Consider the following 13,117-nt stretch of genomic DNA (forward strand, 5'->3'; position numbering starts at 1 on the left):
AGAGGTATGTCGTATCAAGGCTCGTTCCAGAACGGAAAGGAGCTTCACACTATGTCAGAAAAGAGACGTGACAACAAAGGACGGATACTGAGGACTGGAGAGAGCCAGAGAAAAGACGGGAGATACGCATACAAATATATAGACGCATTCGGCAAGCAGCAGTTTGTCTACTCATGGAAACTGGTAGCCACGGACAAGACCCCTGCGGGCAAGCGGGAGCTTCCTGCTCTGAGGGACAAGATAAAGGAAATCAGCAGGGACTTGGAGGACGGCATCGACACCATTGGCAAGAAGATGACCGTATGCCAGCTCTACGCAAAACAGAATGGTCTTAGGAAGAACGTAAAGCATGGCACGAAAAAAGGACGTGACTATCTTATGGGCTTGTTGCAGGATGACCCTTTCGGCATGAAAAGCATTGATGCCGTGAAGCAGTCGGACGCAAAGGAATGGGCGATACGGATGAGCGAGAAAGGCTTCGCTTTCCAGACCATCAGCAATTTCAAGCGTTCCCTAAAGGCGGCTTTCTACACCGCCATTGAAGATGACTGTATCCGCAAAAATCCATTCAACTTCGCCCTTGATACTGTCATTGAAGATGACAGGGAGCGAAAGGCAGCACTAACGCCGAAGCAGGAAGAAAACCTGTTAGCTTTCATGGAGCAGGATGCGGTGTATAAGAAATACCGTGACGAGGTGATTATCCTGCTCGGCACTGGACTTAGAATTTCAGAGTTTTGCGGTCTGACCACAGCTCTGGACTTCAAAAACCGCCAAATCAATGTAGACCATCAGCTTTTGCGGGATGCCGACATCGGCTACTATATCGAAACTCCAAAGACCAAGAACGGCATACGGCAGATTCCCATGAACGAGGAAGTCTACCAAGCGTTGAAGCGTGTGCTGAAGAATCGGGGCAATGCCGCCCCATTCAGTGTAGAGGGCTATAAAAACTTCCTGTTCCTCAAAAATGACGGGATGCCCAAGGTGTCAGCGAACTACGACAGTATGCTGAAAGGGCTTGTAAAGAAGTACAACAAGCAGAACAAAGAGCAGCTTCCGAACATCACGCCCCATATCCTCAGACACACATTCTGCACACGGTTAGCAAACGCAGGCATGAACCCCAAGGCGTTGCAGTATATCATGGGACACGCCAACATCACGATGACGCTGAACTATTACGCCCATGCGACCTACGATTCCGCAAAGGCAGAAATGGAACGTCTGGCGGCATAGCCGAATGGTTGGTTTTACTACCGCCGTACTACTTTTGGATTCAAAATTATGCCGAGAAGCACAAAGATATGCCAAGTATCTCCCGATATGACAAATGGCGAAAAAGCCTTAAAATCCAAGACTTATCGCCATTTGCCGAGATATGAAAAGATAGGTTGAAAATTTGCTTGAGGTTTATGAGAAAAATGAAATCATTGACAATACATCCTATACAAAAGGCGGGGATGGCGGATGTTCCCTTTGCGGCGGCGATGGGGCAATATATGTCCTGCCTTGTTATACTGCCTTTTACCGCAATCCGGTCAATGAACGCCATCCTGGTTTGTCGAAAAATTACTTTTGTTACCGACGCATAATCCGATTGCCATGTGATTAACTCTTATATTTTTGCGAACTCCCCAGCCCAGCAAAAATTTCGGAGTGTGGTCACACCCGAATTGCTTGCCATTTGCGGTTTCCCTGAAAGTCTTAACTTCTGCTGTAAAATGCCGATGTAAAAATAAGGGATAAAATTACCCCAAAGGAACCGACAAGCACCATGTTTCTCGCTATTAGCAAGTAGGCGGACTGGAGGTTATTCTATGACAATTACGCAAATGGTACAAAATCAACAGCAACAGCGGACTAGCGAGATTTCTCAAAGGATACAGAGCAAGCCCCATGTCAATCCCTATGGTACACCTGGCATGAGTTTGAACGATGCAGGCGATTATCGGAAAATTGTTCCTGTAGACGAGGGTATAGCACAGCGAGTCAAACAAATCGCTTTCGACCACATGAAGAACGGCTGCGGAGTTAGTGATGGCGAGGACATCAGCGCAGTCATTCGTGACTACACTATGTCCCTTTCACCAGAAAAACGATTGAGCGCATCATGGACGCTGAATGAGATATTCTATAGCGAGGCTGCTCGGCTGGGCGAGTTTGTTCATCAGCAAGATCCAAGTTGGGATTGGGGAAAACCCTTTGATACCAGCATTTTGGATAACTACCGGCAGGGCGTGGATATACAGATTTAATACTTTTGGGATAAAATGTCCCAAAGCTGGGGCGGTGCTATTCACAGTGCCGCCCCAGAAATATGTATTCATCCCTATTGGCATTTTTAAGAAAACACAGCACAATAAAAATATAACAGGGAAATTGAATGCATGGCTTATGTTTTTCAGTGGGGAGGAGCCGGAGGAGAGCATGGGACTTTTTTCAAAGGAACTGCGGGAACTGGACCGGAATACGGTACAGTTGATGCAAGAATGGCAATTTGCAAAGATGGGATGGGGGAATGCAGTTGATCTCGCAAACGAGGCAAAATTATTAGGGTTAAATATAATTGTTGAGGAAATAGAAATTACTGAATTAGTACATAAAGAGAAAACTGCAATTGATTAATAGAATTAAAAGTATATTAGATGATAGTATGAAATTGGCGAATATATTTTGCGGGGGGACTGATTTGAGTTATTTAGGCTTAGCTAAGAAAATAGAGGTGGAAGATGTTTCCGTAGAAGAACTGGAAAATTACTTAAGCATTCCTAATATTACTGTTATAAAGCAAACGATTTTAAAAATTATTGAAAAGAACATAAAAAATAGTAAAGTTTATTCAAAACTTTTAGAGTATACTGAATTTATGGATGACAGTTTTAAAATATTGGGGCCTTGCAAATTAGGACATTTTGCTATTTATGCTTTAAAACAGCTTGGCTACAATGATGATTTTCAAATTATATTTAACAATTTAAAAGATGATGATAAAAAAACAGTAATGCTGTTAGAAAACTCTTTATTTGACCGATAATAAAATATAGACCTATGGAAAAAGGGAGGAGACGAAATGCAGGGAATCAACAGTATCAGCATGTCAGGGATTCAGACCGGACAAATGCGAATATCGCCCATGGGGGATGCGGTAACCAGAGGGCTTCAAAGTCAGATAGAGGAGGTTCAGAGACAGATACAGAATGTGATTGCCGACGAGAGCCTGACAATGGAGGAAAAGCTGAAGAAGAAGCAGGAACTGCAGGATAAGATTATGGAGCTTCAGGATCAGCTTCAACAGCATCTGGCCGAGCAGCGTCAGGAGCAGAGAGAGGAGAGAACAAAAACGGCCGAGCAGAAGTCTTATGATGAGACGGGAATGCAGACTGTGATTTCCTCGGATGCTGCCGTGAAGAATGCCAGGGTGCAGGAGAGTACGGCTGCCCGGATGGAGGGGAGAGCATCTGTGCTGAAAAGCGAGCTGGAATTGGACACAGGACGAAACATGGGAACCATCAAAAGTAAAACAGATGAGCTTGCCAGGGCCGAACAGGGGGCAAAGAACGCACGCTCCACACAGATGCAGCTCCTGGGAAAGACCAATCAGGATTTGTCGGATGCGGCAAAGGCTAAGAGCGATCCGGAGAAAGCGGAAGAGGTAAAGAAAGAGAAAAAGACAGAGAAATTATACGAAGAACAGAGGGAAGAAGCAAAGCCCATCGGATATACAAGCGACGGGAAACCAGTGAAAGAGGAAGAAGAATCACAGATGACGGCCTGGGCTTGAGAGGCCGTGTACCAATCCCCTGCAATCGATCATTACAATGGATAGAAATTGCCACAATAGGCAGAGTGCCGCCAAATAAGACAGCAGACTTTTCCACACAGGATATGGAAAAGTCTGCTGTCTTATTTTCGAAAAAGATGAAAATATATGAAAGAAACATGAAAGAAATATGAAAGCGTTATTTGAATTTGACAAAAACCGGAATTAAAATTATACTGAATACACAAAAAAGATAAAGTTTAAAACATTTTATTGACTAAAAAGCACACATATGTATAATGGAAATATATGAAAGCGTTTTCTTATAAAAACTTACGGAGGTTAGACATATGAAAGTTGCACTTATTAACGAGAACAGCCAGGCGGGAAAAAACGGGCTGATCTTTCGGACGCTGAAAGATGTGGCAGAGCCCATGGGACATACGGTATATAATTACGGACGGTACAGTGAAGAGGACGGATATCAGCGGACGTATGTACAGGCAGGCCTGCTTGCAGGAATACTTCTGAATGCGGGAGCCGCAGATTTTGTCATTACAGGCTGCGGAACAGGCATGGGAGCCATGCTGGCATGCAATTCCTTTCCTAACGTATTCTGCGGATTGATTGACGAACCCCTGGACGGATACCTTTTCACCCAGGTAAATGCGGGGAATGCTATTTCACTTCCCTTTGCAAAAGCCTTTGGATGGGGAAGCGAGGTAAAGCTTCGATACACCTTTGAGCGTGTTTTTGCAGAGCAGCCCGGCGGCGGATATCCCAAAGAGTGGGCGGCGGCAGAGCAGACCAACAGAGGGATACTTCAGGATGTGAAAAAGATTACCTGCAATCCCATGGAAGATATCCTGCAAAAAATTGACAGAGAATTCCTTAAGGCAACCTTGATGGTAGAGGGATTTGAGGAACAGTTCCATGAAAACTGCAGGGATGAAAGAATGGCTGAATTAATCCGAGAACTGTTAAAATAGTGATTTCATACGAAATGGAGAAAAATGATATGAAAAAGAACATCGTAAAGAGAATGCTCAGCCTAGGAATGGCAATCGGTCTTTTGCTGGTTTCAAACACAGGAATAACCGTAAAGGCAGAAGATAACAAAAGTGATGAAACCTATGTGATTAAGATTGCCAACAGCAATACGCCATTTACCAATATCAACGGGCAGGATGTGCTGGATGCGGTCAATGCAGGCTGTTACAGCTTTAAGAATTATGTGGAGCAGAATTCTGGCGGCAGAATCACCGTGGAGATCTATGATTCCGGAGTTCTCGGAGGAAGCTCCGAGGGACTTAGCCAGTGTATGCAGAACGTGGTCCAGGCCTGTGTTACAGGCGACGGCGAGTTGTCCACGCTGTATCCGAAGCTTCAGGTGCTGTGCGTTCCCTATCTGTTTAACAACAGAATTGAATTTTACAACACGCTGGATTCCGTATGGATGGCAAGCCTGTTTGAAGATATGCGTATGGAGCTTGGCATTCGCCTGATGGCATCCTCGGACAACGGAGGTTTCCGGAGCATTTCCAATAATACCAGAGAGATTAAGACGGCTGCAGACTTAAAGGGGCTTAAGATTCGTTCCATGGAGATTCCTGCTTATACAACCATGCTGGAATCTATGGGTGCCACGGCAACCCCCATTGCATGGGCAGAGCTTTATACCTCGCTTCAGACAGGAGTTGTGGACGGACAGGAGAATCCTCCGGCCAACGTCCTGAACGGTTCCCTTCAGGAGGTGCAGAAATACTATACCCTGGATCAGCATTCCATTTCCTCTTTGGTCCTGATGCTCAATGACAGCTTTTATCAGTCGCTGCCGGAGGATCTTCAGCAGGTTGTGACCATGGGCGGAATCGTGGCTCAGGAGTCTATGCGGGGTGCAAACTGTGCCAATGAAGAACTGGCCCTCCAGGGCTTAAAGGAGTCCGGAATGGCTATTTACATACCCTCGGAGGAGGAAAAGGCAACGTTCCAGGATGCTTCTCAGGAGCCTGTGCTGAAATGGCTTAAGGGTGAGATCGGCGATGAATATGTGGACGGCTTTATGACGGCGGTAGAAGAAGCGAAAGCGGGCAAAGGCATTGCGGCTGCAGGTGCGGCATCCGTTACGGTTTCCGAAAGGGCTTCTGCCGGGAATGCCCTTGACACAAGACTTGCAGTGGCGTGCATTGTTGCCGGATTTTCAGTCTTATTTGCAATCTTTACGCTGGTAAGAGGAAAAAAGAGAGAAGAGCAGTTCTGATCTGGTAAATGAAAGGAAAGAAGCTATGAATGAAAAAAACATAAAAAAACGTAATCTTTACCAGGAATTTATGGATTTTATAGACAATATTGTAAAATGGATCTGCATTATCTTATTGGGGGGCATGCTTTTTGCTGCCATGCTGCAGGTTATAACAAGACACGTATTTCCCCATCCTCTTTCCTGGACGGAGGAGCTTGCACGGTATATGATGCTGTGGCTGATTTTCCTTGCGGCAAGCCATATTGCGAAAGCGTCTTCCTACATTAAGGTAACCTTTCTTGTTGATAAAATGCCGGAGGGAGTGAGAAAAATTCTGTTGGTAATTACCAAATTGATTATTCTTGTCACGGCAGGGTATTTTTCCTGGAACTGTCTGGATGTATTTACCACCACTTCCGTCAATGAAGTGTCGCCGGCTATGCAGATTTCCATGCAGATTCCCAGATTCTCTCTGGTAATCGGGTTTATCCTGATTTTCCTGCAGGCTCTTGCCGCAGGCGGGCTGACCCTGCTCCCCAATGAAGAGGAGGAAGAAAACATATGAATACATTTTTGTTTGTGATATTTCTATTGATTGTGCTGATACTTTTGGGTGTTCCCGTTGCTTATTCCATGGGAGCGACGGCTATCCTGTATATTGTTATGGTGAATCCGTCCTTTTTGAAGATTCTTCCGGTGCGTTCCATGATCGGAGTAAACTCCTTTATCCTGATGTCCATTCCTTTTTTCATGCTGACGGCGGAGATTATGGTACAGGCGGATATCTCCAGGAAGCTTTTTGCTTTTGCAAGACTTCTGGTGGGGCGTTTCCGGGGGGGACTTGCCTTTGTAAATGTCATTGCGAGTACGATTTTCGGAAGTATCTCCGGATCTGCCATCGGCGATATGACAGGCCTTGGCAAGATCGAGATTGACGAGATGGAAAAGGAGGGCTATGACAAGGATTTTTCCATTGCCCTTTCCGCCGCTTCCTCCCTACAGTCACCACTGATTCCGCCGAGTACAACGGTTATGGTGTACGCAGGCTGCGTAACGATCTCCACGGGAGCCTTGCTCATGGGCGGACTTGGGCCGGGACTTTTGATTGGCCTTTCCCAGATTGTCTATATTCTGTTTATTCGGAAAAAACGGAACTTTCCGAAAGATACAAGGGAATATGCTCCTGGTGAGAAAAGGGCGATTGTAAAGGACGGCATCATTGCTTTGATTCTTCCGCTGATTATCCTGGGAGGAATCCTGGGTGGATTCTTCACGGCAACCGAGGCAGCGGCCGTTGCAGCCCTGTATGCCCTGATCCTTGCGTTCTTTGTCTATAAGTCCATGAATCTGAAATCCTTTGGAAATGTATTGTGGACCACAGGCAGGACAGTGGGAAATATCTTTCTGATTGTCGCATTTTCCAATGCCTTTTCCTGGGCGGCAGGAATGGAACAGATACCGGATAAGCTGGCGGATATGCTGCTTCATATTTCAAGCAATCCCATTATCCTGCTGTTTATTGTAAATATCTTTTATATTATGGCCGGTATGGTTATGGATGTTGGGGCGGCAATTATCCTCTTTGCTCCCATTCTGGCTCCGGTTATGACAAAGGTAGGGGTGGATCCCATTCATTTTGCGGTTCTGACCATTACAAACCTGACCATGGGAGTGCTGACACCTCCGGTCGGACTGGTTCTGTTCTCGGCGGTCAGCGTTGGAAAACGTCCCTTTGATAAGGTGGTAAAGGCTTTGACACCGTTCCTGGTGATTGATGCCGCAATCCTTATCCTGCTGATTATCTGCCCGCCCATTACCACGGCGATTCCCCATATGCTTGGGTTTATGTAGAGGAGAAGTTTTCTTATTGAAATAGATTTGCTTATGGTGTAAACTGGCATCAGAAAGGACGGAATGATTCGATGAAGAGAAAAACCATTTATGATGTTGCCCAGGAGGCTGGTGTCAGTATTACAACCGTATCAAGAGCCATGAACGGAACGGGATATGTGAGCGAGGACACACGAAAGAGGATTGAGAAAGCTGCGGAGAACTACAGGCCCGTTGCAGTTGCACGGGAGATGAAGATGCAGAAATCAAAGACAATCGGAATTGTGATCAATCATGATGCGGACTATTTCTTCATGAATTCTACCTTTATCAATGAGCTGAGGGCCATTGCACTGGCGGCAAAGAAGAGAAGATATAAGCTGCTGCTGGAGCTGATGGATGATGAGGAAGAGATTAAAAATCTGTATTTTACAAGAAAAGTAGATGGACTGATTGTCATGGGCTGCAATCGAAACAGTGAGATTATACCTGCCATGGTGGAGGCCAAGATTCCCTTTGTGCTGATTGGAAACTATGAGGGAGAGGAGCAGGTCAGCCAGGTGGAGGTAAATGACAAAAGGGCAGTTTACGATGCCGTGAACTATCTCATCGGTCTGGGCCATCGGAAAATCGGGATTATTACGGGAGCTTTGAAGTATTCTTCCTCCTTTAACCGGCTGGAGGGCTACAAAGAAGCCTTGACGGATGCGGGGATTCCCATCCGCAATGAGTTTATCGAGATCTGTGAGAATCTTACGGATGTGGTGGTGGAGAATCTTGCCAAAAAGCTTTTGTACCAAAAGGAACGGATTACGGCACTGATGATGTTCAACGATCAGATAGCGGTAGCTTCTTATAAAGCGGCAAAGGAACTGGGGGTAAGAATCGGAAAGGATCTGTCCATCGTAGGTTTTGATGATGACAGAGTGGGGAAGTTTGTCACGCCGCCCCTTACAACCATCTGGCAGCCCAGCTATGAAAAGGGCGAGAAAGCTTTGAATATTTTGATTGATGCGTTAGAGGAGGATCGGCTTCCGGATAAAAAAGAGGAGTTGAACTGTGTGATGATTTACCGTCATTCCTGCTCGGCAGTGAATGAAAACGGGGACAGTGCACAGGGAGAGAAATTCTGACAGGATTAGACCGCATCCCGGCGTTCCTTTGTGCGAAATATGAAATCGTTACCATATTATTTCTTAATAGAATCAAAATCCCTTGTATTTTATATAAGAAAGTTATATGAAACAAAAGAAAACAGAATAAAATGACTTTTCATTCAGGAGGTAAAAGAATGAACTTAAATGACTTAACAGGAAAAACGGCGATTGTAACAGGTGCGGCCCAGGGGCTTAGCTGCGGCATGGCAGAGGGATTGATGGAAGCCGGGGCGAAAGTGTGCATTATGGACATCAATCCCAAGGCATTGGAGACGGCAAAGGGTTTTCAGGAGAAAGGCTATGCGTGCACGGCGGTAATTGCGGATCTGGGAAATGATGAGACTAGAGAGGATAAATTTGCGGAAGCGGTGGAGAGCCTTGGAGGGCATCTGGATATTCTGGTGAATGGTGCAGGGGTTCAGAGACGGTATCCGAGCGAGGAATTCCCCTTAAAGGAGTGGGATTTTGTAATGAATGTAAACCTGCGGAGCGTATTTGCCATGTGCCAGCTTGCAGGAAGAACCTTTATGAAGCAGAACAGTCGTGGAAAAATTATTAATATTGCATCCATGCTTGCCTTTTTCGGGGGCTACACGGTGCCGGCCTATGCGGCAAGCAAGGGCGGTGTCGCACAGATTACAAAAGCTCTGTGCAATGAGTGGGCCAAGAAAGGGATTAACGTAAACGCCCTTGCACCGGGCTACATGGCAACGGAGATGAATACGGCCCTTTTGGATCCGGAGAGTTCCAGATATGAGGAGATTACCAGCCGGATTCCCAATAAGAAATGGGGAATGCCGGACGACATGAAAGGTCCGGTGGTATGGCTTGCATCCGATGCTTCGGACTACATAAACGGTGCGGTCATCCCGGTTGACGGGGGATACCTTGTGCGGTAACTGAAAAATATTGCGGAACTGCAAAACAGCAATAGTCAAAAGATGCACAGAAGAATTTATGGGCACAGTATTTTTGTGACCGGAAATTCTTCTATATGAGGGTGTATCTTTTGAATATTGCGGAACTGCAAAACAGCAATAGTCAAAAGATGCACAGAAGAATTTATGGGCACAGTATTTTTGTGACCGGAAATTCTTCTATATGAGGGTGTATCTTTTGAATATTGCGGAACTTATAATAGGAGAACATGGAAAATGAAAGTAATTATTACAGACTGCGATCATGAAAGCATGGATATTGAGGAAAAGATATTTGCAGATGCAGGGATCGAGATGGAATTAAAGCAGGCCTTTTCGGAGGATGAAGTAATCGAACAGTGTCAGGACGGAGATATCTTTATTGTACAATATGCCAACATTACGGAGAAAGTAATGGATCACTGTCCCAAACTAAAGTACGTTGTCCGCTATGGGGTCGGCGTGGATACGGTGGATGTTCCCGCAGCCACCAGCCGGGGCATTCAGGTAGGAAATGTTCCGGATTATGGAATGAACGAGGTGGCGGACCATGCCATTGCCCTGGCCCTTGCTCTGTCAAGAAAGATTGTAAAAATGGATGCATTTACCAAGGACGAGAAGTGGGATTACATAGAGTCCATACCGGTTCACCGTTTTAGCGAGCAGACCGTGGGCGTTGTAGGGCTTGGAAGAATCGGACGGAACTTTGCGAAAAAGATGAACGGTCTGGGATTTCGGGTGATTGGGACGGATCCCTATTTCCACGCAACCCGGGAGACAGAGGAGTATCTGACGGCAGTATCCATGGATGAGGTGATCGAGCAGTCCGACATTATCTCCCTCCATTGCCCGGCAGACGGAAACAAGGATCTCTTCAATGAGGAGACATTTAAGAAAATGAAGAATACGGCTGTGCTGATCAACGTGGCCCGGGGTGGAATTATCAACGAGAATGATTTGGAACAGGCGTTGACAAAGGGAGAGATTGGAGGGGCCGCTTTAGACTGTATGGTGGGAGAGCCTGTGGGAACGGATTCCCCCCTGTTCAAGCACAAAAATGTGATCGTAACGCCCCACATGGCATGGTATTCGGAAGAAGCGGCAAAGGAGCTGAAGCGGAAAGTGGCTGAGGAGTCGGTGCGTTTTGCAAAGGGCGAACCCATCCATTATCCCATAAATAAGGTAAGCTGAGGGTCAAATGAGCATGGAGGTAAAAATGACAGGATTAACAGAGCAGATAGAAGAAATGGGCATTGTTCCGGTGATTAAGCTGGAGGATGCGGGGAAAGCGGCAGGACTGGCAAAAGCATTGTGTGAGGGGGGATTGCCCTGTGCAGAGGTGACGTTCCGCACGGCAGCGGCAAGAGATGGGATTCAGATTATGTCAGAGACCTGTCCGGATATGCTGGTGGGAGCAGGAACCGTTCTGAACTGTGAGCAGGTAGATCAGGCTGTGGAAGCTGGGGCAAGATTCATTGTCAGTCCGGGCTTGAATCCGGAGGTGGTAAAGTATTGTCAGGAGAAAGGAGTTCCGGTATTTCCAGGGTGTGCAACGCCCACGGAAGTGGAGCAGGCAATCCGGCTGGGCCTTAAGGTCGTTAAGTTTTTTCCGGCAGAAGCATCCGGCGGTTTAAAGGCGGTGCAAGCCATGGGGGCACCCTATGGGCAGATGCGATTCATGCCTACCGGAGGCATCAATGCTCAGAATATCTGTAATTATCTGGCCTGGGATCGGATTCTGGCCTGCGGAGGAACCTGGATGGTTCCGTCCGGTGCACTGGAACAGGGGGATTTTGGGGAGATCTTAAGATTGACCAGAGAGGCGGTGCACGTGATGCTTGGATTTGAACTGGCCCATGTGGGAATCAACTGTGAGAACGGGGAGGCAGCCAAAAAGACGGCTCAGAGCTTTGAGACACTGTTCGGTTTTGAGGAAAGGGAAAACTCTGCATCTATTTTCTCCGCAAGCTATATTGAAACGCTGAAAGCACCTTATCTTGGAACAAACGGGCACATTGCAATCCGGACCAATTCCCCTGAACGGGCAAAGGCATATCTTGCGAGAAAGGGAACGGCATTTCGGGAGGACAGTGCTGTTTATCGGGAGGACGGCAGGCTTCAGGCCATTTATCTGGAAAAAGAGATTGGCGGATTTGCAGTACATCTTGTGAGAAAATAAAAATGTTTTTAGCATATACATGGAGGCAGAAATGGGAAAAGTTATTTTATTCGGGGAACCGATGGCACTTCTGATTGCGGATACAACAGGTCCTTTGGAGGAGGTGGAGCATTTTACAAGGGCCTTATCCGGGGCGGAGGTAAATGTGGCCATCGGTCTGTCCAGACTGGGGCACAAGGTGGAGTATCTGACCAGGCTGGGGGACGATCCTTTCGGACATTATATTGAAGCAACATTGAAAAAGAATGGAATCGGTACGGAACTGATCACTTACGATTGTGTATACAGAACCGGGATCCAGCTGAAAGACCGGGTGGAGGACGGCAGCGATCCCCATGCACCTTATTATCGGAAAGGTTCGGCAGCATCCTGCATTTCCGTAAAGGAGATCGAGGAACTTGAACTGTCGGATGTGAGCCTGCTTCATATGACGGGGATACCGCCTGCCCTTTCGAAGACTTCCAGAGAGGCAGCCTTTTGCCTGATGGAAAGGTGCAAAAGGAAAGGAATTTTTATTACCTTTGACCCGAATCTGCGTCCGGCTTTGTGGGAGAATAAGAAAACCATGCGGGAGGTTCTTAACCAATTGGCAGCAAAAGCGGATGTGGTGCTTCCGGGAATTGAGGAGTGCAGAATTCTTGTGGGCTCCGAGAAGAAAGAAGAGATTGCGGACTTTTATCAGGGGATGGGAGTGCATACGGTAATAATCAAAGAGGGGGCAGAGGGGGCCTTTGTGAAAGACGGTGATGTCTCCTGGAGAGTACCCGGATATAAAGTAAAGAATGTGGTAGACACGGTAGGGGCAGGCGACGGCTTTGCCGCAGGTGTCATCAGCGGTATTCTGGAGGGGCTGGATATCAGAGAGTGTGTGCGGCGGGGTAATGCCATCGGGGCTATTCAGGTGATGAATATCAGCGATAACGAGGGGCTTCCCCATCGCAAGGAGCTGGAGAAGTTTCAGCAAAGTGCATGAGAGATTTGAATATAAGGGAAAGTCAAAATGGGTGATGTGTTCACCCATTTTTTCTC

General features: G+C 46.7%; 14 protein-coding genes. All 14 read left to right on the forward strand.

Annotation, left to right across the window (positions count from 1 at the left end; genetic code table 11):
* Positions 1–51: 51 nt before the first annotated feature.
* On the forward strand, positions 52–1,239 hold the full coding sequence (locus VSQ61_RS15595) for a site-specific integrase (RefSeq protein WP_247230724.1): 1,188 nt from the start codon (positions 52–54) through the stop codon (positions 1,237–1,239).
* 581 nt (positions 1,240–1,820) lie between these two features.
* A complete protein-coding gene (locus VSQ61_RS15600; RefSeq protein WP_334345317.1) occupies positions 1,821–2,258 on the forward strand; it encodes a DUF3879 family protein in 438 nt (145 codons plus the stop codon).
* Positions 2,206–2,628 carry a hypothetical protein gene (locus VSQ61_RS15605; RefSeq protein WP_334345318.1) on the forward strand — a complete coding sequence of 141 codons (423 nt, stop codon included), beginning with the start codon at positions 2,206–2,208 and terminating at the stop codon, positions 2,626–2,628. The genes VSQ61_RS15600 and VSQ61_RS15605 overlap by 53 nt, the downstream gene beginning before the upstream one ends.
* Positions 2,621–3,037 carry a hypothetical protein gene (locus tag VSQ61_RS15610; protein ID WP_334345319.1) on the forward strand — a complete coding sequence of 139 codons (417 nt, stop codon included), beginning with the start codon at positions 2,621–2,623 and terminating at the stop codon, positions 3,035–3,037. The genes VSQ61_RS15605 and VSQ61_RS15610 overlap by 8 nt, the downstream gene beginning before the upstream one ends.
* A gap of 36 nt (positions 3,038–3,073) precedes the next feature.
* Positions 3,074–3,784 carry a FlxA-like family protein gene (locus VSQ61_RS15615; protein WP_334345320.1) on the forward strand — a complete coding sequence of 237 codons (711 nt, stop codon included), beginning with the start codon at positions 3,074–3,076 and terminating at the stop codon, positions 3,782–3,784.
* Between the two features lie 329 nt (positions 3,785–4,113).
* Entirely contained in the window at positions 4,114–4,752 is a 639-nt protein-coding gene (locus tag VSQ61_RS15620; RefSeq protein WP_334345321.1) for an RpiB/LacA/LacB family sugar-phosphate isomerase, read from the forward strand.
* A 29-nt stretch (positions 4,753–4,781) separates the two neighbouring features.
* Entirely contained in the window at positions 4,782–6,023 is a 1,242-nt protein-coding gene (gene dctP, locus VSQ61_RS15625) for a TRAP transporter substrate-binding protein DctP (RefSeq protein WP_334345322.1), read from the forward strand.
* A 25-nt stretch (positions 6,024–6,048) separates the two neighbouring features.
* The gene (locus VSQ61_RS15630; RefSeq protein ID WP_334345323.1) at positions 6,049–6,570 is read left to right on the forward strand and encodes a TRAP transporter small permease; all 522 of its coding nucleotides are present in this window, start codon (positions 6,049–6,051) and stop codon (positions 6,568–6,570) included.
* Entirely contained in the window at positions 6,567–7,856 is a 1,290-nt protein-coding gene (locus VSQ61_RS15635) for a TRAP transporter large permease (RefSeq protein WP_334345324.1), read from the forward strand. Before VSQ61_RS15630 ends, VSQ61_RS15635 begins: the two co-directional genes overlap by 4 nt.
* Positions 7,857–7,927: 71 nt before the next feature.
* Complete coding sequence (locus VSQ61_RS15640) at positions 7,928–8,968, forward strand: LacI family DNA-binding transcriptional regulator (protein ID WP_334345325.1); 1,041 nt, start codon at positions 7,928–7,930, stop codon at positions 8,966–8,968.
* Positions 8,969–9,126: 158 nt separating this feature from the next.
* A complete protein-coding gene (locus VSQ61_RS15645; RefSeq protein WP_334345326.1) occupies positions 9,127–9,891 on the forward strand; it encodes an SDR family oxidoreductase in 765 nt (254 codons plus the stop codon).
* Between the two features lie 255 nt (positions 9,892–10,146).
* Positions 10,147–11,100, forward strand: a complete 954-nt coding sequence (locus VSQ61_RS15650; RefSeq protein ID WP_334345327.1) for a C-terminal binding protein — start codon at positions 10,147–10,149, stop codon at positions 11,098–11,100.
* A 25-nt stretch (positions 11,101–11,125) separates the two neighbouring features.
* Positions 11,126–12,088, forward strand: a complete 963-nt coding sequence (locus VSQ61_RS15655; RefSeq protein WP_334345328.1) for a bifunctional 4-hydroxy-2-oxoglutarate aldolase/2-dehydro-3-deoxy-phosphogluconate aldolase — start codon at positions 11,126–11,128, stop codon at positions 12,086–12,088.
* Between the two features lie 31 nt (positions 12,089–12,119).
* On the forward strand, positions 12,120–13,061 hold the full coding sequence (locus VSQ61_RS15660) for a sugar kinase (protein WP_334345329.1): 942 nt from the start codon (positions 12,120–12,122) through the stop codon (positions 13,059–13,061).
* The last annotated feature ends 56 nt before the right edge of the window (positions 13,062–13,117 follow it).

It is taken from the genome of Candidatus Merdisoma sp. JLR.KK006, assembly GCF_036941035.1.
In the GTDB taxonomy this organism is placed as follows: Bacteria; Bacillota; Clostridia; order Lachnospirales; family Lachnospiraceae; genus Laedolimicola.

Excerpts from the sequence above, each read along its gene's own strand:
- VSQ61_RS15595 (WP_247230724.1), top strand. The coding sequence starts at position 52 with ATGTCAGAAAAGAGACGTGACAACAAAGGACGGATACTGAGGACTGGA.
- VSQ61_RS15600 (WP_334345317.1), top strand. The coding sequence starts at position 1,821 with ATGACAATTACGCAAATGGTACAAAATCAACAGCAACAGCGGACTAGC.
- VSQ61_RS15615 (WP_334345320.1), top strand. The coding sequence starts at position 3,074 with ATGCAGGGAATCAACAGTATCAGCATGTCAGGGATTCAGACCGGACAA.
- VSQ61_RS15620 (WP_334345321.1), top strand. The coding sequence starts at position 4,114 with ATGAAAGTTGCACTTATTAACGAGAACAGCCAGGCGGGAAAAAACGGG.
- dctP (WP_334345322.1), top strand. The coding sequence starts at position 4,782 with ATGAAAAAGAACATCGTAAAGAGAATGCTCAGCCTAGGAATGGCAATC.
- VSQ61_RS15630 (WP_334345323.1), top strand. The coding sequence starts at position 6,049 with ATGAATGAAAAAAACATAAAAAAACGTAATCTTTACCAGGAATTTATG.
- VSQ61_RS15635 (WP_334345324.1), top strand. The coding sequence starts at position 6,567 with ATGAATACATTTTTGTTTGTGATATTTCTATTGATTGTGCTGATACTT.
- VSQ61_RS15640 (WP_334345325.1), top strand. The coding sequence starts at position 7,928 with ATGAAGAGAAAAACCATTTATGATGTTGCCCAGGAGGCTGGTGTCAGT.
- VSQ61_RS15645 (WP_334345326.1), top strand. The coding sequence starts at position 9,127 with ATGAACTTAAATGACTTAACAGGAAAAACGGCGATTGTAACAGGTGCG.
- VSQ61_RS15650 (WP_334345327.1), top strand. The coding sequence starts at position 10,147 with ATGAAAGTAATTATTACAGACTGCGATCATGAAAGCATGGATATTGAG.
- VSQ61_RS15655 (WP_334345328.1), top strand. The coding sequence starts at position 11,126 with ATGACAGGATTAACAGAGCAGATAGAAGAAATGGGCATTGTTCCGGTG.
- VSQ61_RS15660 (WP_334345329.1), top strand. The coding sequence starts at position 12,120 with ATGGGAAAAGTTATTTTATTCGGGGAACCGATGGCACTTCTGATTGCG.